Annotated in this window: 23 protein-coding genes; 9 read left to right on the top strand and 14 right to left on the bottom strand. The window is 62.7% G+C overall.

Features of this window, described 5'->3' with window-relative positions:
* The first annotated feature begins 78 nt into the window (after positions 1–78).
* On the top strand, positions 79–879 hold the full coding sequence (murI, locus tag YU3_RS0111635; RefSeq protein ID WP_027166411.1) for a glutamate racemase: 801 nt from the start codon (positions 79–81) through the stop codon (positions 877–879).
* A gap of 121 nt (positions 880–1,000) precedes the next feature.
* Here murI and YU3_RS0111630 read toward each other — a convergent pair whose 3' ends face one another.
* The gene (locus YU3_RS0111630; protein ID WP_027166410.1) at positions 1,001–2,386 is read right to left on the bottom strand and encodes an RNB domain-containing ribonuclease; all 1,386 of its coding nucleotides are present in this window, start codon (positions 2,384–2,386) and stop codon (positions 1,001–1,003) included.
* Between the two features lie 161 nt (positions 2,387–2,547).
* Between YU3_RS0111630 and YU3_RS0111625 the strand changes: the two genes are divergently transcribed.
* Positions 2,548–2,736 carry a DUF3008 family protein gene (locus YU3_RS0111625; RefSeq protein ID WP_027166409.1) on the top strand — a complete coding sequence of 63 codons (189 nt, stop codon included), beginning with the start codon at positions 2,548–2,550 and terminating at the stop codon, positions 2,734–2,736.
* 126 nt (positions 2,737–2,862) lie between these two features.
* On the opposite strand, the gene YU3_RS0111620 is transcribed toward YU3_RS0111625, so the two are convergent.
* The gene (locus YU3_RS0111620; RefSeq protein ID WP_027166408.1) at positions 2,863–3,066 is read right to left on the bottom strand and encodes a hypothetical protein; all 204 of its coding nucleotides are present in this window, start codon (positions 3,064–3,066) and stop codon (positions 2,863–2,865) included.
* A 379-nt stretch (positions 3,067–3,445) separates the two neighbouring features.
* On the opposite strand from YU3_RS0111620, the gene rpsD reads away from it, so the two are divergent.
* The 4 genes from rpsD (at position 3,446) to YU3_RS0111600 (ending at position 6,360) form a co-directional block, all read left to right on the top strand.
* Positions 3,446–4,063 carry a 30S ribosomal protein S4 gene (rpsD, locus tag YU3_RS0111615; RefSeq protein ID WP_027166407.1) on the top strand — a complete coding sequence of 206 codons (618 nt, stop codon included), beginning with the start codon at positions 3,446–3,448 and terminating at the stop codon, positions 4,061–4,063.
* A gap of 107 nt (positions 4,064–4,170) precedes the next feature.
* Positions 4,171–5,070 carry a tRNA 2-thiocytidine(32) synthetase TtcA gene (gene ttcA / locus YU3_RS0111610; RefSeq protein WP_036258301.1) on the top strand — a complete coding sequence of 300 codons (900 nt, stop codon included), beginning with the start codon at positions 4,171–4,173 and terminating at the stop codon, positions 5,068–5,070.
* On the top strand, positions 5,060–5,887 hold the full coding sequence (locus YU3_RS0111605; RefSeq protein WP_027166405.1) for an inositol monophosphatase family protein: 828 nt from the start codon (positions 5,060–5,062) through the stop codon (positions 5,885–5,887). The genes ttcA and YU3_RS0111605 overlap by 11 nt, the downstream gene beginning before the upstream one ends.
* A 35-nt stretch (positions 5,888–5,922) precedes the next feature.
* The gene (locus tag YU3_RS0111600) at positions 5,923–6,360 is read left to right on the top strand and encodes a hypothetical protein (protein ID WP_348631169.1); all 438 of its coding nucleotides are present in this window, start codon (positions 5,923–5,925) and stop codon (positions 6,358–6,360) included.
* Positions 6,361–6,383: 23 nt separating this feature from the next.
* Here the strand turns inward: YU3_RS0111600 and YU3_RS0111595 are convergent, their stop codons facing one another.
* The 7 genes from YU3_RS0111595 to YU3_RS0111565 form a co-directional block, all read right to left on the bottom strand.
* Positions 6,384–7,628: a multidrug effflux MFS transporter gene (locus YU3_RS0111595; protein WP_027166403.1), complete on the bottom strand. Its 1,245-nt coding sequence runs from the start codon at positions 7,626–7,628 to the stop codon at positions 6,384–6,386.
* A gap of 161 nt (positions 7,629–7,789) precedes the next feature.
* Positions 7,790–8,125 (bottom strand): Grx4 family monothiol glutaredoxin, encoded by a 336-nt coding sequence (gene grxD, locus YU3_RS0111590; RefSeq protein WP_027166402.1) that lies wholly within the window; start codon positions 8,123–8,125, stop codon positions 7,790–7,792.
* A 254-nt stretch (positions 8,126–8,379) separates the two neighbouring features.
* On the bottom strand, positions 8,380–8,613 hold the full coding sequence (locus YU3_RS0111585) for a BolA family transcriptional regulator (RefSeq protein WP_015318146.1): 234 nt from the start codon (positions 8,611–8,613) through the stop codon (positions 8,380–8,382).
* A 200-nt stretch (positions 8,614–8,813) separates the two neighbouring features.
* Positions 8,814–9,341 (bottom strand): hypothetical protein, encoded by a 528-nt coding sequence (locus tag YU3_RS0111580; protein WP_027166401.1) that lies wholly within the window; start codon positions 9,339–9,341, stop codon positions 8,814–8,816.
* 91 nt (positions 9,342–9,432) lie between these two features.
* Positions 9,433–9,813 (bottom strand): pentapeptide repeat-containing protein, encoded by a 381-nt coding sequence (locus YU3_RS0111575; RefSeq protein WP_027166400.1) that lies wholly within the window; start codon positions 9,811–9,813, stop codon positions 9,433–9,435.
* A 219-nt stretch (positions 9,814–10,032) separates the two neighbouring features.
* A complete protein-coding gene (purL, locus tag YU3_RS0111570) occupies positions 10,033–12,264 on the bottom strand; it encodes a phosphoribosylformylglycinamidine synthase subunit PurL (RefSeq protein WP_027166399.1) in 2,232 nt (743 codons plus the stop codon).
* A 144-nt stretch (positions 12,265–12,408) separates the two neighbouring features.
* A complete protein-coding gene (locus YU3_RS0111565; protein ID WP_027166398.1) occupies positions 12,409–13,818 on the bottom strand; it encodes a PLP-dependent aminotransferase family protein in 1,410 nt (469 codons plus the stop codon).
* 91 nt (positions 13,819–13,909) lie between these two features.
* Between YU3_RS0111565 and YU3_RS0111560 the strand changes: the two genes are divergently transcribed.
* Complete coding sequence (locus YU3_RS0111560; RefSeq protein ID WP_027166397.1) at positions 13,910–14,158, top strand: DUF1127 domain-containing protein; 249 nt, start codon at positions 13,910–13,912, stop codon at positions 14,156–14,158.
* A 4-nt stretch (positions 14,159–14,162) separates the two neighbouring features.
* On the opposite strand, the gene YU3_RS36375 is transcribed toward YU3_RS0111560, so the two are convergent.
* The 5 genes from YU3_RS36375 to purC all read right to left on the bottom strand — a co-directional run bounded on the left by YU3_RS36375 (position 14,163) and on the right by purC (position 17,049).
* Positions 14,163–14,825, bottom strand: coding sequence for a Pr6Pr family membrane protein (locus YU3_RS36375; RefSeq protein ID WP_036258297.1), 663 nt, complete (start codon positions 14,823–14,825; stop codon positions 14,163–14,165).
* 7 nt (positions 14,826–14,832) lie between these two features.
* Positions 14,833–15,243: a hypothetical protein gene (locus YU3_RS0111550; protein ID WP_027166396.1), complete on the bottom strand. Its 411-nt coding sequence runs from the start codon at positions 15,241–15,243 to the stop codon at positions 14,833–14,835.
* A 37-nt stretch (positions 15,244–15,280) separates the two neighbouring features.
* Positions 15,281–15,949, bottom strand: a complete 669-nt coding sequence (gene purQ, locus YU3_RS0111545) for a phosphoribosylformylglycinamidine synthase subunit PurQ (RefSeq protein WP_027166395.1) — start codon at positions 15,947–15,949, stop codon at positions 15,281–15,283.
* Positions 15,950–15,951: 2 nt separating this feature from the next.
* The gene (gene purS, locus YU3_RS0111540; protein ID WP_027166394.1) at positions 15,952–16,191 is read right to left on the bottom strand and encodes a phosphoribosylformylglycinamidine synthase subunit PurS; all 240 of its coding nucleotides are present in this window, start codon (positions 16,189–16,191) and stop codon (positions 15,952–15,954) included.
* A gap of 63 nt (positions 16,192–16,254) precedes the next feature.
* Positions 16,255–17,049 carry a phosphoribosylaminoimidazolesuccinocarboxamide synthase gene (gene purC / locus YU3_RS0111535; protein WP_027166393.1) on the bottom strand — a complete coding sequence of 265 codons (795 nt, stop codon included), beginning with the start codon at positions 17,047–17,049 and terminating at the stop codon, positions 16,255–16,257.
* 273 nt (positions 17,050–17,322) lie between these two features.
* Here purC and YU3_RS0111530 point away from each other — a divergent pair, with 273 nt between their 5' ends.
* Together YU3_RS0111530 and YU3_RS0111525 are read left to right on the top strand one after the other, a co-directional pair.
* Positions 17,323–17,643: a DUF1476 domain-containing protein gene (locus tag YU3_RS0111530; RefSeq protein WP_027166392.1), complete on the top strand. Its 321-nt coding sequence runs from the start codon at positions 17,323–17,325 to the stop codon at positions 17,641–17,643.
* 259 nt (positions 17,644–17,902) lie between these two features.
* Positions 17,903–18,676: an HpcH/HpaI aldolase/citrate lyase family protein gene (locus YU3_RS0111525; RefSeq protein WP_027166391.1), complete on the top strand. Its 774-nt coding sequence runs from the start codon at positions 17,903–17,905 to the stop codon at positions 18,674–18,676.
* The last annotated feature ends 3 nt before the right edge of the window (positions 18,677–18,679 follow it).

Genomic DNA, 18,679 nt, shown 5'->3' with positions numbered 1-18,679 from the left:
GGACGGGAGGCCACGGCGAAGGCGCCGAACCTAACCGTTTCACACTTTTCCTGGAATTGTTCTGGTGACCGGATGACAATGAGCGATCGATCAAACCAACGCCCGATCCTGATGTTCGATTCCGGCGTTGGCGGCCTGACCGTGCTGCGCGAGGCGCGCGTGCTCATGCCCGATCGCCGCTTCGTCTATGTCGCCGACGACGCGGCTTTTCCTTACGGCGCCTGGGAGGAGCCGGCGCTCAAGGATCATATACTCGCGCTGTTCGGCAAATTGCTCGACCGCCTCCAGCCCGCGATATCCGTCATTGCCTGCAACACCGCCTCGACACTGGTAATCGATGCGCTGCGCGAAAAATTCCCCGGCCATCTCTTCGTCGGCACCGTGCCGGCGATCAAGCCGGCCGCCGAACGCACCCGCTCAGGCCTGGTATCGGTGCTGGCAACGCCCGGCACGGTGAAGCGCCAATACACGCGCGACCTGATCAGCAAATGGGCGCAGAAATGCCATGTGCGCCTGGTCGGCAGCGACCGGCTGGCCGGGCTCGCCGAGATCTACATGCGCCAGGGCTTCGTCGATGAAGAAGCCGTGCGCGCGGAAATCACGCCTTGCTTCATCGAGCGCGACGGCAACCGCACCGACATCGTCGTGCTCGCCTGCACGCATTACCCGTTCCTCGCTAACCGCATGCGCAAGACGGCGCCCTGGCCGGTCGACTGGATCGATCCGGCCGAGGCGATCGCACGGCGCGCCATGTCGCTCATCGAACCAGTCGGAGAGACATTGGGCGAGAGCGAGCCCGATCTTGCCGTCTTCACCTCGGGCAAGGTGGATTTTGCCACGAAGCGGCTGATCCAGGGTTTCGGATTGACGGCGCGTTAGAGCAATTCCAGGAAAAGTGTGAGCGGTTAAGTTCGGCGCCTTCGCCGTAACCCTCCGTCCGGAATTGCGTCAAAACAAAGAGATAGAGCGGTTCGCCGTTTCCGTGAAACGGTGAAACGCTCTAGACGGCGGGCTCGAAGACGATGCTGCGTTGGTCAGGATCGGCCGCGACCAGCTTTAGGCTCAGGCCGTCGCCTTGCCTGAGCCCGGAGGCCTTCACGCTGGCGACGACAGGCATGTCGGCAAGCTGCACGCGCACGCCATGATCGACGAAGTCGGTGACGACGGCCTTGAACGTCTCGCCTTCGCGTCCCTTCAGCATGACAGCCTCGGCCAGGTCGATGGCCGCGTGGTTGATCTGCGAGGCCCGGGCATCCGCGCGTCCCATCACCTTCGGCAATCTGGCGAATGCGTCCGTGACGGCCTGCGGCACGGGCCGGGCATTGGCGATTGCCAGCGCGCAGCGCACCACGTAGCGGTCGGCCAGCCGCCTGAGCGGCGCGGTGGCGTGGGCATAGGTCCCGGCCATCGCCTCGTGCCAGGGGACGACGCCTTCCTGATAGGGCTGGTAGGACGCGCCGTTGCCTGCGCGGCGGATTTCCAGCATCAGCGCCGCCTGTTTCGGATCGGCCGGATCAAGCGTGCGCTGATAGTCGCGCAGGCTGGCGGAGGCCGGCCAGGACAGGCCGAGCGCCTGCGCCGCGTTGCGCAGCCGTTGCACTTTGGAGGCGTCCGGCCCCGACATCACCCGGAACAGCCCCGTCCGGTGCGCCAGCATGGCGTCCGCAATCGCCATATTGGCAGCCAGCGAAAGTGCGGCATTGTCCTGCTCGGATTGCAGCAGCGGCCTGAACGAAAGCCGGAATGTGCCGTCGGCGAGCCTTTCAACCTCCTGTTCGGGCGGATCGACGCGCGAAGCGCCACGGCGTTCTTCGTTCATCGCCATGCGCCGCGCCATTTCGGCAAAGCCGGCCGGAAGGTCGGAGGCCTGCACGCTGTCATAGGCGAGCTTCGCGCGGCTTTGAATGATTGCCCGCTCCGCGCCGTCCAGCTTCACCGCACCGTCCCCAGCGACCCGAACCGTGAAGACGACTGCCGGACGCGGTCCATCGGGCAACAAGCTCGCCGCAGCCTCGGCAAGCACCGGCGGGTAGAGCCCGGCCTTGCCGTCCGGCAGGTAAAGCGTCTCGCCCCTTGTCCAGGCTTCGAGATCCACCGCGTCGCCGTCCTCGACGAACCAGGCCACGTCGGCAATGGCATAATGCAGCAAAAGATCGCCGCCACTGGCCTCGATCGAGAAGGCCTGGTCAAGATCGGTCGAGGCCGCCGGATCGAGCGTGACGAAGGGCATCGCGGTGCGATCGGCATGCTGGTCGGGCGCACGCCTAGCCGCCGCCTGCGCCGCGGCCACTACCTCAGGCGGAAACCCACCTGGTATGTGGAATTCGGTGCGGATTTTTGCGAGGCCGGTGGAGAGTGCTTGCGAGGGATCGGTCAGCGATTTCATGCCGCCGTTCCTACACTGGGGTCTCGAACACGGGAAGGCTGCCGACGAGAATCGCCAAATCGGCCGCTTGGCGGGCCCGAGCGGACCTAGGTACCGGACTGACAGTGTTGGAACTGCCGCCGGAGCGCGACGTTTCTCCTGACAGCAAAGGAGAAACCGCCATGCCCGCCACATCGCAAGCCCAGCAAAAGGCCGCCGGCGCAGCGCTTTCCGCCAAGCGCGGCGAGATCAAGAAAAGCGAACTCAAAGGCGCCTCGCGCGAAATGTATGACTCGATGAGCGAGAAGCAGCTTGAGGAATTCGCCGAGACCAAACGCAAGGGCCTGCCCGGCAAGAAGGCTGCCGATTAATGTTGGTAGCGGTCGACGTAGCGCTTGACCATGCGATTTGCGTCCGCCCGATCACGACGTCGGGAAGAAAAGAGGCCCGCGGGACGAACCCGCGGGCCTTTTTTCAATCCTGGCTGTGAAGCCGAACTAGCGGCGCCACCAGCAGTGCCTGGTCTTGTAGCGGACGACATAGCGATGGCCATGGCGCCAGACCACTCTTTTCTTCACCACGACACGGCACACCTGCTTGTGGCCGTACCAATGCCTGGCCATAGCCGGTTCAGGCGTCATGACGGCCATCGACCCGGCCAACACAGCGGCCCCGGTCAGGGTAAGGAAGAACTTCTTCATGGGAATTCGGGCTCCTCTGCTCCAGTCCCTTCATCAAAGTGCCAGAGCAGGCCCGCGCGCCGAAGCTGACCGCCTACCGCTCTGATGCCGCCGGCGTACAACTGCCGCCATATGTTCGGCACCGCATGCAACGCTGAAATGGTATAGGGTTGCAGTCTGCGCCGCCAGCCGGAAGCTTGACACCGGTTAAATCTCTGTTTAACAGGCCCACCAACACCGGGTGGCGACGCCCGGTGGTTTCTTTTGACGTGTCCCGTGGGTTTTCCGTCGCTTTGCGTGGAAAACCCTGTCAGGTCTCGAAAACGGAGGCCAGAGGAGGGCGCGTTTCCTTCACCCGGAGCCATGGGGTTCCGGGTATATTGTTTTGAAAGGGAATGCGATGAGCAAGCGCGAATCCGCGAAATACAAGATCGACCGCCGTCTCGGCGAAAATATCTGGGGCCGCCCGAAGTCCCCGGTCAACAAGCGTGAATACGGCCCCGGCCAGCACGGCCAGCGCCGCAAAGGCAAGCTTTCCGACTTCGGCCTGCAGCTGCGCGCCAAGCAGAAGCTGAAGGGTCACTATGGCGACGTTTCGGAAAAGCAGTTCCGCAAGGTCTATGAAGAGGCCAACCGCCGCAAGGGCGACACCTCCGAGAACCTGATCGGGCTGCTCGAGTCGCGTCTCGACGCGGTCGTCTACCGCGCCAAGTTCGTGCCGACCATTTTTGCCGCCCGTCAGTTCGTCAACCACGGTCATGTCAACGTCAACGGCACGCGCGTCAACATCGGTTCGTACCGCTGTAAGCCGGGCGACGTTATCGAGGTGCGCGAGAAGTCGAAGCAGCTCGTCATCGTGTTGGAATCGGTCGGTCTGGCCGAGCGCGACGTGCCGGACTACATCGAAGCCGACCACAACAAGATGACCGCCACTTTCGGTCGCGTTCCCGGCCTGGCGGACGTTCCGTTCGCCGTGCAGATGGAACCGAACCTGGTCGTCGAATTCTACTCGCGCTGATCGACATCATCAGCTGCAATACCAAGGCCGCCCATCGAGGCGGCCTTTTCTTTGCCCGCCATGTCCGCTAATCCGGGCGGCAACCGGACCCGTGGGGCATCAGCGCCATGAACATGCTACCAGACACCAAACTGCTCGACGCCAAATCCCTCGAGCCGATCGGCGACCCCGAACGCGGCTTCCACCCGCTGTTTGCCGACGTGCCGTCCTCGGTCGAGTTCAACAAGCTGCGCAAGCGGCTCTTGCGGCTGACGCGCCAGGCGATCGAGGACTTCGCCATGATCAAACCAGGCGAGCGCTGGCTGGTGGCGCTTTCTGGCGGCAAGGATTCCTACGGCCTGCTGGCCCTGTTGCTCGACCTCAAATGGCGTGGGCTGCTGCCGGTCGAGCTGCTTGCCTGCAATCTCGACCAGGGCCAGCCGAATTTTCCGAAACACATCCTGCCCGACTATCTCAACGCCAACGGCATCGCGCACCGCATCGAATACCAGGACACTTATTCGGTGGTGACCGACAAATTGCCGGAGGGCAGCACCTATTGCTCGCTCTGCTCGCGGCTGCGGCGCGGTCACCTTTACCGCATCGCGCGGGAGGAGGGGTGCTCGGCCCTGGTGCTTGGCCATCACCGCGAGGATATCCTCGAGACCTTCTTCATGAACCTGTTCCATGGCGGGCGCCTCGCCGCCATGCCGCCGAAGCTGCTCAACGACGAAGGCGACGTCATGGTGCTGCGGCCGCTCGCCTATAACGCCGAGTCCGATCTCGAAAAATTCGCCAATGCGATGAAGTTCCCGATCATTCCGTGCGACCTCTGCGGCAGCCAGGAAGGGCTGCAGCGCAACGCCATGAAGGCGATGCTCGAAGACATCGAGAAGCGCATGCCGGGCCGCAAGGACACGATGATCCGCGCCATGACCAATGTACGCCCCTCGCATCTCCTGGACAGGAAGCTGTTCGATTTCGCGGGGCTCGACGCAAACCCGGGACACATTTCCGATGAGATTTGACGACCAGGCGATCGACTGGCTGGCCGAGCTTCTCGCCGAAGCGGCAAGGGCCGAAATCATGCCGCGCTTTCGTCGGCTGGGCGAGGGCGACGTCCGCCAGAAGACCTCCGCCGCCGATCTCGTGACCGAAGCGGATGTGAATGCCGAGAGGCTGATCACCGCCCGGCTGCGGGAGCGTTATCCCGATGCGATGGTGGTCGGCGAGGAGGCCTGCTCCGACAATCCGGCGCTGCTATCGGGCCTTGGCGATGCCGCGCTTGCCTTCGTCATCGATCCGGTCGACGGCACCTTCAATTTTGCCTCCGGCGTGCCGCTGTTTGGCGTCATGGCGGCCGTTGTCGTCAACGGCGAGACCGTCGCTGGCATCATCCATGATCCGGTCGGCAAGGACTGGCTGATTGGCGCCAAGGGCGCTGGCGGCCATATCCGCCACGCGCATGGCGCGCTGGAGAAGGTTCGCGTTGCGGCGCCGATGCCCATGTCGCAGATGACCGGCTCCGTGTCCTGGCAGTTTCTCGAGGAGCCCGAGCGGTCGCGGCTTGCCCGCAACCAGACCAAGACGCTGTCGCAATTCGCCTATCGCTGCGCGGCGCATGAATACCGGCTGCTGGCCAGCGGCCATGCGCATTTCGTGCTCTACAACAAGCTGATGCCCTGGGATCATCTGGCCGGTGCGCTGATCCATCAGGAGGCAGGCGGGCATGTCGCGCGGGTCGACGGAAGCGCCTATCTGCCGTCGCATGTCGATGGCGGTCTTCTTGTGGCATCGGACAAGCAAAGCTGGGACGAGTTGCGCCGCGAGCTCTGGGCCGATTAGGATCGACCTACTTGCAGGGGTGGTAGGCTGGCCGGATGCGTATGGCTTCGAGCAAACGTCTGGGAATGCGCATGACCTTCCGGCGTACAGTGGCCATTTTTGCTGCCGCCGTCATCGCAGGTTGCGGGCAGGCCTGGGCGCAGGAGCGCGCCTGCGGCAGCCGCGATCCGGTCAACTCCATAGCGGAGATGTCGGCCGCTATTTACGCCTGCTGGCAGCCGCCGCGCGGGACCGGCGGCATGTCCTTGACATTGCGCTTCTCGCTTCGCCGGAACGGTACGCTTTTCGGCAAGCCCCGCGCTACCTTTTCCAAGCTGGGACCAGACCACAGTTTGAACAGAGCTTTCGTCGCCTCCGTGCTTGAAGCTCTTGAAAAGGCTCTGCCTCTGCCTTTCACCGACAGCATGGGTGAGGCGATCGCGGGGCGCATACTCGCCCCACTCTTCGCCGCGTCGCAGGAACGCAAATCCTGACCGCTTGGGTATTGCCCCCTGTTTTAGACGGGCGGGTTGTGGGGCTGGAACAGCCGCCCGCCTTCGGCGACCAGGATCATCATCAGCGCCGCGACCGAGACGCTGCAGAAGCCGGCGGCCAAGGGTGTCACCGTGCCGTTATAGGCTTGGCCGATCAGCGTGCCGAGAATGCCGCCGAGAAAGGTCTGCATGAAGCCGAGGATGGATGACGCGGTGCCGGCAAGCGCGCCGAGCGGCTCCATCGCAAGCGCGTTGAAATTCGCGCCGAGGCAGCCGAACGGCACCATCGCGCCGGCAAAGAAGGTGATGAACAGCCAGAGCGGCATTTGCATCTCCAGCGAGACGACGAGCCATATCAGGCTGATGGCGAGGAACAGCAGCAGTGCGCTTTGCGACAGGCGGCGCATGCCGATCCGCCCGACAAGCCTGGCGTTGAGGAAGTTCGAAAAGGCCAGCACGCCGGCGACGCCGGCGAAGATCAGCGGGAACAGCTCGCCGACGTGGAAGACATCGAGATAAATCTGCTGCGCCGAATTGATGAAGCCGAACATCGCGCCGAAGATGAAGGTGCTGGCAAAGGCATAGCAAACCGCGACGCGGTTGGTGAGCACGATGCGGAAGCCGCCGACGATCGCGTTTACGGTCAGTTGCCGGCGGTACTCCGGATGCAGCGTTTCCGGCAGGCGCAGCAGCGACCATGCCGATACGATCAGCGCGCCGACGGCCATGGTGACGAAGATCCAGTGCCAGGTGGCGAACAGCATGATGAACTGGCCGATGCCGGGAGCGACGACCGGGATCGCCATGAAAACCATGAAGATCAGCGACATCACCTCGGCCATGCGGCGACCATCGAACGTGTCGCGCACGATCGAGACGGCGATGACGCGCGTCGCGGCGGCGCCGATGCCTTGCACGACACGGCAGGCGAGCAGGATGGCAAAGGTGGGTGCGACGGCGGCGGCGGCAACCGCCGCCACATAGATGATCAGGCCCGCGACCAGCGGCGCGCGACGGCCGAAGCGATCGGAGATCGGGCCGAAGAAAAGCTGCCCGGCGCCGAAGCCGAGAATATAGGCTGTGATGACGTATTGGCGGTGGTTTTCGTTTTCGACGCCGAGCGAAGCGCCGATCTGCTGCAGCGCCGGCAACATGATGTCGATGGCCAGCGAATTGAGCGCCATGAGCGCCGCGCACAGCGCGATGAACTCCCAGCGCGGAATAGGCAAGCTGCTTGCCCGTTGCGACGCGTCTACCTGCTTGTCCACGGCAAAGTCCGATCTTTCAAACGAACAAGCGCCGGCTGACCGGCGCGCTGGTTCGTCTCATCCCCGAAATTCGGGTTTATAAATTGCCGAGGTGGGGGCAGCCCCGGGGGGATGCTTGCCGGCCGGAGGGGTTGCCTCCGCGCCGACGAGCAAAATTTAAATCAGGCGGCGCCTTTGACGCTCACGCCCTTTTCGACCAGGAAGGCCTGCAATTCGCCAGCCTGGAACATTTCGCGCACGATGTCGCAACCGCCGACGAATTCGCCCTTAACATAGAGCTGCGGGATCGTCGGCCAGTTGGAGTAGTCCTTGATGCCCTGGCGCAGTTCGGCCGAGTCGAGCACGTTCACGCCTTTGTAGTCGGCCCCGATGTAATCGAGGATCTGCACCACCTGGCCGGAGAACCCGCATTGCGGGAAGCCGGGCGTGCCCTTCATGAAAAGCACGACGTCGTTGCTCTTCACTTCATTGTCGATGTAGTCGTTGATGCCAGTCATGGACGGTCCTTTCACGCCTGTGGGAGTCAGGCTCGAAGCATGTCCTTCAAATAAACCCATAGGTTGGCTGAAACAAGACATTAGCCGCGCCGGCTTCGGAATGGCGCAAGGGATGGGCCGAGTTGGGCCAAGCCTGGGTGGCGGCAGGTCTTAAAGCGCGTCGCGCTGAAACGGATTCAGGCGACGCGCTTTAAGTTTTTGTTTTGATGCATGTCGTTGTCCCAGAACCGCTGCACACTTCTGGGCGACATGCATTAGTCCGGAACGCTGGTCTGCAGCGCCAGCGCGTGCAGCACGCCGCCCATATTGCCCTTCAGCGCGTCATAGACCATCTGGTGCTGCTGGACACGGCTCTTGCCCCGAAAACTTTCCGCCACCACTTCGGCCGCATAGTGGTCGCCGTCGCCTGCCAGATCGCGGATCGTCACCCTGGCGTCCGGAATGCCGTCCTTGATCAGTTTTTCGATGTCGTGGGCATCCATTGCCATGGCAAAATCCTGTTTCAAGCGGGCATGTATCGTGTGACTCGGACGAGCCTAAAGCCTTTCCAGCCCGGATTGAAGCCGTTCCGTCAGCGACGGAGACCTAAAGCGCGTCGCGCCGACACGGATTCAGGCGACGCGCTGTAGGTCATAGTTTTGATGATGTCGTTGTCCCAGAACCGCTACGCACTTCTGGGCGACATGCATTAAGGGTTATCCTGCCTGGAATGAACAACGCCGTCTTCGGTGATGTCATCGCGCGTTGAATAGGCGCGGCCGAGGCTGAAGACCAGCACGTAGAGCGGGATGTTGATCAGCAGGCTGACGATGGGAAGATAGCTCGTCATCTGCCATGCGGTTGAGAAGAAGGCCTGGCCGTAGCCGTCGCAGGTCAAAGACGAGCCGTATTCCCAGATCGCCCCGATCACCGCGGCGACAGCGAAGAGCTTGATGCAGGTCGCGATGCGCCTTGCCCGCGCGGGCTCCGGAGAAAGCCGGTTCCACAGCACCAGACAGACGATCGGAACCGCATAGATCAGGTTCTGCACGATGAGCATCGGCAGCGAGGCGTTGGCCGCGGCAAGGAATTCCGCGCCGGTTTCCAGCCGTGGGCAGACCTCGCTCGAGGTCGTCGACAGCAGGAAAAGGACGAACGGTCCGAGAAACCAGAAGAAGAACAGGGACGGCCAGAAGACGACTGCAACCAGCGCCCTGGCGGTTAAATCATGTCGCATAAAAAAGGCAGACCGTCCTAAAACGTCCAGGAACACAAGCCGCCAGCGCTCTTTCTGCGACGTTGTGCATTGTCTCGGAAGCAAATGGCCTTCAGGTTTTCGCCTTTTCATAGGCCAGGAATAGATCGGTTACGAGAACGCCATTGATCCGCATCCCGGTCAAATCGGCATTTTTGATGTCTGAATCTGCCAACGTGACGCCGCTTAAGGTCAACCGCGATAGGTTTGCATTCGTGATGGCGGCTCCAGACAGATTGACGTTATTAAAGCGCGCATCTGCAAGGCTGATATCATCAAAAACCGCTTCGCTTAAATTGGTGTCGGTGAATTTTGCCTTAGTCAAAACAGCGTAAAACCGTGCGTCTGCGAGGTTTACGCCATCGAAATTGGCGCCTGACATATCGGCCCGCTCGTAATGCATTCCCTGCATCTGAGGGCCATCAAATGGGTTGTGTTCTTGGTGGTCGCTCATTGTCGTTTCCTAAGGTCAATCATGATTGCGACCCAAAGGATGCCAGATTGCGCAATCATTTGCGACCGTCGAATCTGAAATCGAAACGAGCCCACGCCAATTCTGGCCGTGCCGTTTGTCGCGAAAAATCCCGGATTTATGCGACATATTTTAGATCTTGTATTTCAAGCATGTCTTTTTCCCGAAACCGCTGCAGACTTTCGGGAGACATGCTTCTGGTCAACTGGCCTGATCCATGAAGCGCGGGAACCAGCCTTCATGGGCAGCCTTCAGCTCGGCGACCGGGATCGGCCCTGCGTCACCCAGCTTCAATTCACGACCGCCGGTGGTGCCGATCCAGGGCGCGAAGATGCCGAGCATGCCCTGCTCTGCGCGGATCCTGTCCCATTCGCCGCTTTGCGGGTCGATCGCGAGCGTCAGCAGATAGCGGCCCTGGTCCTCGCCGAACCAGACCGGGATCGGGTCTGTGCCGGTGAGGCCGGGAATGGTGGCGCCGATGCCGGAGGCCATCGCCATTTCGGCCAGCGCTATCGCCAGGCCGCCGTCGGAGACGTCATGGGCGGCGGTCACGATGCCCGAAGCGATCAGCGAGCGCACATGGTCGCCGACCCGCTTCTCATGGTCGAGGTCGACTGGCGGCGGCGGGCCGTCGGCACGGCCATGGATGTCGCGCATATAGACCGACTGGCCGAGATGGCTGCCCCAGCTCGGCGGGGCGCCGACCAGCACGATCATCTGGCCCTCGGCGGCAAAGCCGATGCGCGCCATCTTCGACCAGTCGGAAATGAGCCCAACGCCGCCAATGGTCGGCGTCGGCAGGATGCCGCGGCCATTGGTTTCGTTGTAGAGCGAGACATTGCCGGAGACGATCGGAAAGCCGAGCGCGCGGCAGGCGTCGCCGATGCCCTTAATGGCGCCGACCAACTGGCCCATAATTTCGGGCCGTTCCGGATTGCCGAAATTGAGGTTGTCGGTGGCGGCGAGCGGCAAGGCGCCGGTAGCGGTCAGGTTGCGCCAGCATTCAGCCACCGCCTGCTTGCCGCCTTCGTACGGATCGGCCTCGCAGTAGCGCGGCGTGACGTCGGAGGAGAAGGCCAGCGCCTTGGTCGGGTGGCCTTCGACGCGCACGACGCCAGCGTCGCCGCCGGGAAGCTGCAACGAGTTGCCCTGGATCAGTGTGTCATACTGCTCCCACACCCAGCGACGCGAGGAGAGGTCGGGCCCGCCGAGCAGCTTGAGCAGCGCGTCGGCGACATCTGCCGTGGGCGCATCGTTCGCCGCGAGCGGCGCGGGCTTCTTTGCCTCGACCCAGGGGCGATCATATTCCGGCGCCTGGTCGCCCAGGTCCTTGATCGGCAGGTTGGCGACCTCGTCGCCCTGATGGATGACGCGGAAGCGCAGATCGTCGGTGGTCTTGCCGACAATGGCAAAGTCGAGCCCCCATTTGCGGAAGATCGCCTCGGCTTCCTCTTCCTTTTCGGGGCGCAGCACCATCAGCATGCGCTCCTGGCTTTCCGACAGCATCATCTCGTAGGCGCTCATGCGCTCCTCGCGCACCGGCACCTTGTCGAGGTCGAGCTCGATGCCGAGGTCGCCCTTGGCACCCATCTCGACGGCCGAGCAGGTGAGGCCGGCGGCGCCCATGTCCTGGATGGCGATGACGGCGCCCGAGGCCATCAGCTCGAGGCAGGCTTCCAGCAGGCATTTTTCGGTGAAGGGATCGCCGACCTGCACGGTCGGCCGCTTTTCCTCGATCTTGTCATCGAATTCGGCCGAGGCCATCGTGGCGCCGCCGACGCCGTCGCGCCCGGTCTTGGCGCCGAGATAGACGACCGGCAGGCCGACGCCCTTGGCTTCAGACAGGAAGATGGCGTCGGTCTTGGCAAGGCCCGCCGCGAACGCGTTGACCAGGATGTTGCCATTGTAGCGCGGGTCGAAATTGACCTCGCCGCCGACGGTCGGGACGCCGAAGGAATTGCCGTAGCCGCCGACGCCGGAAACCACGCCGGCGACAAGATGTCGGGTTTTGGGATGGTCAGGCGCGCCGAAGCGCAGCGCGTTCATGGCCGCAACCGGCCTGGCACCCATGGTGAAGACGTCGCGCAGTATGCCGCCTACGCCGGTCGCCGCGCCCTGATAGGGTTCGATGTAGGACGGGTGGTTATGGCTCTCCATCTTGAAGACGACGCAGTCGCCGTCGCCGATGTCGACCACGCCGGCATTCTCGCCGGGGCCCTGGATGACCTGTGGGCCGCTCGTCGGCAGCGTGCGCAGCCATTTCTTGGAAGACTTGTAGGAACAGTGCTCGTTCCACATCGCCGAGAAGATGCCGAGCTCGGTGAAGCTCGGCTCACGTCCGACCAGGTCAAGGATGCGCTGGTATTCGTCGGGCTTCAGCCCATGCGCGGCGACGAGTTCCGGGGTGATCGGCACGGAATTGGAAATGGTCATGGGCGGCGATTTTTGTCCGTGGGAGCGGGGATTTTTCGAGTCCCCCTCATATCGCAAGCTTTCGCGCGATACACCCCACCGGATGACGAAAAACGCCTGAAAACCGCCGCGCCAGCGGCTGCTCGACCGACATCGCCGGACGGGTCAGGAGAAACTGTCGTAGCCGGCGCGGCCTTCGTCGAGCAGGCGGCGGATGACCGCGACGCCGTCGGCGACATCTTTCTGCCGGCGCGGCTGTGAGACGCCGAAGCGGACGCAGTGGAAAACCTGCTCGGAACGGCCGGCCTTGAACTCGTCCTCGTCGTCGATGAGCACGCCTTGCGCCAGGCAGGCATTCTTGAAGGTGCCCGACAGCCAGGGGTCCGGCAAGGTGAGCCAGACGAAGGGCACATTGTCCCTTATCCTGAAGTCAAACCCGGCCAGAGTCTCGCGTACCAAATGCAGACGCGCCTGGAACTCGGCAATGCAGCGCTTGCGGATCTCGCCGGCATGGCCTGACATCACCAGCCTCGTTCCGACCTCCGCAAGCAGGAAGGGCAGGCCGCCGGTCATCATCTTGTGCGCCACGCGGATGCGGTGGCGATAGGCGGGCGGACAGGAAAGCCAGCCGCCGCGCACGCCCGCCGCGACCGACTTCGACAGGCCGCCGGCGACAATGGTGCGCTCCGGCGCATATTCGGCAAGCAACGGCGTCGGATCGTCGCTCAGTTTGCCATAGAGATCGTCCTCGATCAGCACGACATTGTATTTACGCGCGATGCGCGCGATGGCCTGGCGCCGCTCCGCCGACAGCGTGATCAGCGTCGGGTTCTTCACCGTCGGCATCAGGAACATCATCTTCGGGTGTTTCTGCGCGCAGACGCGCTCGAAATCGTCGGGATCGATGCCGTCATCGTCAGCCGAAACAAGCGCGGTTCGACGTCCGATCAGCCCGGTGCTGCGCGAGATCTGCGAATAGGTGAGATGCTCGAAGACGATCGCGTCACCGGGTGTGGTGAGAGCGGCGATCGCCGCCATCACCGCCGCATGGGTGCCAAGCGTCGGCACGATGGAATCCGGCGAGGGGCTGAAGGAATTGCGTTTAAGCCAGCGGCTGCCGGCCTCATACCAGCGTTCGGGAAAGTCCCTGGTGTAGCTCGAAATCTCGTGCGGATGTTCCTGCGCCGTTCGCGCCAGAATTTCGGCGATGATGGCACCCTGACCGACATCGGGTGCCGCGGTGCTGTCGAAGCGCAGTTTGCCCGCCGGCGCGTCGATAGCGCGCGTGCCTTGGATGGCGGGCTCGAGATCCGTTTTTGGCGTTTCCGAGTGTTGCACGAGCACATAGGTGCCGCGACCGACCTCGCCGCTCACCAGGCCGCGTTCGCGCAGCAGCTGATAGGCCCTGCCGACGGTGCCGACGGTGGTACCGATGTCATAGGCGAGGTCGCGCTGCGGCGGCAGTTTCGCACCGGCATCGATGACGCCCCTGTCGATATCTGACTCAATGCTGTCAGCAAGACGCTGATAGAGCGGACCGGAGCCAGAGGAGAGATCGGGGAGCCAATTTGTCATGGTGACAATTTTCTATATTGCACCGCGTGATGAGTCAATCCATACCGATTCAACGGTTCGAGAGGTACAATTCAGACAAGGCAGAGCGACAATGGATACAATCGAGACAATTCGCTACGTCGAACCAGCACTTCCCGCGCGGGCCCATCATCAGGGCCGCCGTAGCTTCGTCGGCCGCCTGGTGCTTGTGCTCCGTTCCCTCGTCAGGCAGATCGACCGAATGCTGGCGCGTCGGCGCGGCCGCCTTGCGCTCATGGAGATGACGGACGACCAGCTCAAGGATATCGGCATCTCGCGCTGCGATGCCCATCGCGAAGGCATCCGGGCGTTCTGGGAGTGACGAGTTATAGACGGCTGGATGCAATCCGGGTTGCGGGCTTTCCCCGCAACCGGCCGATGCCGTGATCGACAAGCACGGCGAGCGCGCTCAATCCGATGAACAGGGCGGTGATGGCCAAAGCCGAAACGGCGACGCTGGCCGCGCCGTTCTTGGCTACGTCAAGGAACGGGTAGGGCACTTCGCGGGCGAATGGCGCGCGTATCAGCGCATAGGCGAGATAGGCGATCGGATAGATCGTCCACCAGGAGATATCGCGCCAGCGCGTCGTGCCATCCGCACCAGCAATGAGCCACCACAGCACGAAGATCAGCGGTGTGATGTAGTGGAGCAGGGCGTCGCAAAGCAGGAACAGGCCCTGCGGTTGCCATAGCCCCGCCAGCACGGTCGCGTAGATGATGAAGACCAGGGTGATGGCGACCGCGACGCCAGCCCGCATGCGCGGTCCGGCGAAGGCCGGGAACCAAGCGTAGCCGGCCGGCGAGACCAGCGCGGCATGTACCATCACCGCCGCGATATTGGTCAGGATGGTGAAAAAGCTGAAATAGAAGACGATCGAGCCGAGCAGGCCGCGTCCCGCCGCCATCGATGCCGGTATCGTGATGGCGAATTGCAGGACGAGCGCAATCAGCCCGATAACCAGTCCCGCGACCTGCAGAAACCGGCCCATGGCAATTTCACGCGGCAGCAGCGCAGGACGGATTGCCGGCCTGCCAGCGGGTGATATCGGCGCTGATGCGCGCGCCGAGCGGCTCATTCATCAGCGGTCCGAAAGCATCGACGCGGCTGGAATTGCCCTGCGCCTGCACGACCAGCAGCGGCTTGCCGCCATAATGCTTGGTGGGCACCAGCAGGAAGCGCGGGGTGCCGCTGTAGGAATTGAGCTCATTGGCCATCTGGTAGGCCTTGAACGCCGGGTCCTTGCTGGCGATCCAGCATTTATGCGCCGAGATGGCGACCTGCTCCATCGCCAGCAGCGAGGCGCTCTTGCCCGACGGCACCGGTGTGGCCTTGGGGGTGGATTGGCAGGAGGCCAAGGCAAGCCCGGCGGCGGCCAGGAGAGCAAGGCGAGCAATCGTCAGTCCCATGGTCAGTCCGCCCCCGCGTTCTGGGAATTTTCAAGGATCAAGCGGCGATGCCGAGCGCGCTTTCGAACAGCGCCCGGCCGTCATTGCCGCCATGCGCCGCCTCGATCAGGTTCTCTGGATGCGGCATCAGGCCCAGCACGTTGCCCTTGTCGTTGACGATGCCGGCGATGTCGTTGATCGAGCCGTTGGGATTGGTACCTTCGGCATAGCGGAACACCACCTGGCCTTCGCCTTCGAGCCGGGCAAGCGTCTCGGGATCGGCAAAATAGTTGCCGTCATGATGCGCCACCGGCGAACGGATGATCTGTCCGGGCTGGTAGCCGCGAGTGAACATGGTGTTGGCATTGGCGATCTCAAGCTTCACTTGCCGGCAGACGAATTTCAGCGACGAATTGCGCATCAGGGCGCCGGGCAGCAGCCCCGCCTCGACCAGGATCTGGAAGCCGTTGCAGACGCCGATGACGGTGACGCCCTTGGCGGCCTTCTCCGCGACCGCCCGCATCACCGGCATGCGCGCCGCGATCGCGCCGCAGCGCAGATAGTCGCCGAAGGAAAAGCCGCCGGGGATGGCGATCAGGTCGACATCGGGAATTTCGGTGTCGGTCTGCCACACGGTCGCCGGCGCATGGCCGGAAATCTTGGTCAGCGCCGCAATCATGTCGCGGTCGCGGTTGAGGCCGGGCAGGAGGACGACGGCTGATTTCATCGTCAGGCGATCTCCACCGCGTAATTCTCAATCACCGTGTTCGCCAGAAGCTTGTCGCACATCGCCTTGAGATCGGCCTCGGCTTTGGCCTTGTTGGTTCCGGTGAGCTCGATATCGAACACCTTGCCCTGGCGCACCTGGCCGACGCCGTCGAAGCCCAGCCCGGAAAGCGCGTGCTCGATCGCCTTGCCCTGCGGGTCGAGGACGCCGTTCTTGAGGGTCACGGTGATACGGGCTTTCATAGACACTCCTGGGCAGACAGTCGTTTAGGAAAAAGACCTGCCGTTGCCGGCAGGCCCTGGTAGTCAGTGCTTCAGGCCCTTGGGCGGCCCGGAGGAGGCGACGAGCACCGGGCCCGTCGGGCGCGGCGGCTCGTTCTCGTTGATGATGCCGAGGCGGCGGGCAACTTCCTGATATGCCTCGACCAGGCCGCCCATGTCGCGGCGGAAACGGTCCTTGTCGAGCTTGTCCTGGGTCGCGACATCCCACAGCCGGCAGGAATCCGGCGAGATCTCGTCGGCCACGACGATACGCATCATATCGCCCTCGAACAAGCGACCGCATTCGATCTTGAAGTCGACGAGCTGGATGCCGACGCCGAGGAACAGGCCGGAAAGGAAGTCGTTGACGCGGATGGCCAAGGCCATGATGTCGTCGATTTCCTGCGGGCTGGCCCAGCCGAAGGCGGTGACGTGCTCCTCCGACACCATCGGGTCGTCGAGCGCATCGGCCTTGTAGTAGAATTCGATGATCGAGCGCGGCAGCACCGTGCCTTCCTCGATGCCGAGGCGCTTGGACAACGAGCCGGCGGCGATATTGCGCACGACGACCTCGAGCGGGATGATCTCGACTTCCTTGATCAGCTGCTCGCGCATGTTGAGCCGGCGGATGAAGTGGGTCGGGATGCCCATGCGATTCAGGTGGTTGAAGATGTGCTCGGAAATGCGGTTGTTGAGCACGCCCTTGCCATCGACCACTTCGTGTTTCTTCTTGTTGAAGGCGGTGGCGTCGTCCTTGAAGAACTGGATCAGCGTGCCCGGCTCAGGTCCCTCATAGAGGATCTTGGCCTTGCCTTCGTAAATGCGGCGGCGATTTTTCATTTGATTTTTCTCTGGATCTGCGGGCAGGCGGCAAGTGACCGGTTCCTGTCCGTCTGCCTAAATTAGTATGGCGACGGTGGCGTTCAATGCCGGTGTTATCGTAATCGCCCTGTTTGCTCAATCGGCAAATCCCGCGGATCAACCGCTTTCGGGACTGAAATGCCGCAGCGCAGCACGCGACGAAGCATATTGACCGGCCGGCGGCCTTTTGATTTGTGCATGCGCATCACACATATTCACCGCCAAGCGAATCGGATTGATCGGAGGGACGTCATGAGCAGCATGAAAGACCGCGAAGAGGGCTTCGAGCGCAAATTCGCCTTCGACGAGGAACTGCGCTTCAAGGCCTCGGCGCGCCGCAACAAGGCGCTTGGCCTCTGGGCCGCCGAGAAATTGGGCAAATCCGGCGCCGAAGCCGAAGCCTATGCCAAGGAAGTGGTGGTTTCCGATATCGAGGAAGCGGGCGACCATGATGTCTTCCGCAAGATCCGCAAGGATTTCGACGCGGCCGGCGTCGACCAGTCCGATCACCAGATCCGCCGCACCATGGACGAGTTGATGGCGCAGGCGATCGAGCAGATCAAGAACAGCTGAGGTTAGAGCGTTTTGGCGCTTCACAGAAACGCCGAACGCTCTATCTTTTTGTTTTAGGCAATTCCGGACGGAAAACCGTTGCACGCTTTTCCTGGAATTGCTTGAGAGATGAGCATGATGTCGTGCGAAAACCGCTTCACGCTTTTCGGTATCATGCTCTAGCTGGACCAATCGACCGCCCGGCCAAACCGGGCGGTTTTTCTTTGCCTTTGCCGTCGTTTCCGGCTGAAACTGCGGATTGTTAACAAGGAAAGTTCCGATGTCGCTCAAATCACGCCTGGCCGCCGACGAAACGTTGTTCACCGCCTGGTCGGGCGTGCCGGACGTGCTGACCGTCGAGATCATCGCCAAGCAAGGTTTTGATGCGGTCACACTCGACATGCAGCATGGCGGCCACCATGAGGACAGCGTGCTGCGCGGCCTTGTGCCGGTGCTGGCAGCCAACAAGCCGGCGCTGGTGCGCATTCCGGTCGGTCGCTTCGACATGGCGAGCCGCGCGCTCGATTTCGGCGCCGAGGCGGTGATCGCCCCGATGGTGAATTCGGTCGCCGATGCCAGGCAGTTCGCCGCCGCGATGAAATATCCGCCGTTGGGCGAACGCTCCTGGGGCCCGACCTATGCTTTTCCGCGCCACGGCAAGGGCGACCATGCCGAATGGCTACGCGATTCGAACCAGCGCACCATGGCTTTCGCGATGGTCGAGACGCGGGCGGCATTCGAGGCGCTGGACGGCATTTTGGACACGCCCGGCATCGACGGCATCTTCGTCGGTCCGTCGGATTTCTCGATCGCCTGGTCGAACGGCACCACCGTCAATTCGACGCTGGAAAGCATGATGGAGACGGTCGCGTCGATCGCCGAGCGGACGCGCAAGGCCGGAAAGCATGCGGCGATCTACGTCGTCGAGCCGGCAGTTGCCGGCCGCGTCGTGTCGATGGGCTACCGGCTGCTCGCCATGGGCTCGGACCACGCGCTGATCTCGCTCGGCGCCAAGACGCTTTTGAAAAGCATGCGGGATTCGATCGGCGCCTGACGC

The sequence above is a fragment of the Mesorhizobium sp. WSM3224 genome (assembly GCF_000427725.1).
Lineage (GTDB): Bacteria > Pseudomonadota > Alphaproteobacteria > Rhizobiales > Rhizobiaceae > Mesorhizobium.
This window is presented reverse-complemented; position numbering and strand designations above follow the sequence as displayed.

Coding starts and splice junctions, on each gene's coding strand:
- murI (WP_027166411.1), top strand. CDS start 79: ATGAGCGATCGATCAAACCAACGCCCGATCCTGATGTTCGATTCCGGC.
- YU3_RS0111630 (WP_027166410.1), bottom strand. CDS start 2,386: ATGAAATCGCTGACCGATCCCTCGCAAGCACTCTCCACCGGCCTCGCA.
- YU3_RS0111625 (WP_027166409.1), top strand. CDS start 2,548: ATGCCCGCCACATCGCAAGCCCAGCAAAAGGCCGCCGGCGCAGCGCTT.
- YU3_RS0111620 (WP_027166408.1), bottom strand. CDS start 3,066: ATGAAGAAGTTCTTCCTTACCCTGACCGGGGCCGCTGTGTTGGCCGGG.
- rpsD (WP_027166407.1), top strand. CDS start 3,446: ATGAGCAAGCGCGAATCCGCGAAATACAAGATCGACCGCCGTCTCGGC.
- ttcA (WP_036258301.1), top strand. CDS start 4,171: ATGAACATGCTACCAGACACCAAACTGCTCGACGCCAAATCCCTCGAG.
- YU3_RS0111605 (WP_027166405.1), top strand. CDS start 5,060: ATGAGATTTGACGACCAGGCGATCGACTGGCTGGCCGAGCTTCTCGCC.
- YU3_RS0111600 (WP_348631169.1), top strand. CDS start 5,923: ATGCGTATGGCTTCGAGCAAACGTCTGGGAATGCGCATGACCTTCCGG.
- grxD (WP_027166402.1), bottom strand. CDS start 8,125: ATGACTGGCATCAACGACTACATCGACAATGAAGTGAAGAGCAACGAC.
- YU3_RS0111585 (WP_015318146.1), bottom strand. CDS start 8,613: ATGGCAATGGATGCCCACGACATCGAAAAACTGATCAAGGACGGCATT.
- YU3_RS0111580 (WP_027166401.1), bottom strand. CDS start 9,341: ATGCGACATGATTTAACCGCCAGGGCGCTGGTTGCAGTCGTCTTCTGG.
- YU3_RS0111575 (WP_027166400.1), bottom strand. CDS start 9,813: ATGAGCGACCACCAAGAACACAACCCATTTGATGGCCCTCAGATGCAG.
- purL (WP_027166399.1), bottom strand. CDS start 12,264: ATGACCATTTCCAATTCCGTGCCGATCACCCCGGAACTCGTCGCCGCG.
- YU3_RS0111565 (WP_027166398.1), bottom strand. CDS start 13,818: ATGACAAATTGGCTCCCCGATCTCTCCTCTGGCTCCGGTCCGCTCTAT.
- YU3_RS0111560 (WP_027166397.1), top strand. CDS start 13,910: ATGGATACAATCGAGACAATTCGCTACGTCGAACCAGCACTTCCCGCG.
- YU3_RS36375 (WP_036258297.1), bottom strand. CDS start 14,825: ATGGGCCGGTTTCTGCAGGTCGCGGGACTGGTTATCGGGCTGATTGCG.
- YU3_RS0111550 (WP_027166396.1), bottom strand. CDS start 15,243: ATGGGACTGACGATTGCTCGCCTTGCTCTCCTGGCCGCCGCCGGGCTT.
- purQ (WP_027166395.1), bottom strand. CDS start 15,949: ATGAAATCAGCCGTCGTCCTCCTGCCCGGCCTCAACCGCGACCGCGAC.
- purS (WP_027166394.1), bottom strand. CDS start 16,191: ATGAAAGCCCGTATCACCGTGACCCTCAAGAACGGCGTCCTCGACCCG.
- purC (WP_027166393.1), bottom strand. CDS start 17,049: ATGAAAAATCGCCGCCGCATTTACGAAGGCAAGGCCAAGATCCTCTAT.
- YU3_RS0111530 (WP_027166392.1), top strand. CDS start 17,323: ATGAGCAGCATGAAAGACCGCGAAGAGGGCTTCGAGCGCAAATTCGCC.
- YU3_RS0111525 (WP_027166391.1), top strand. CDS start 17,903: ATGTCGCTCAAATCACGCCTGGCCGCCGACGAAACGTTGTTCACCGCC.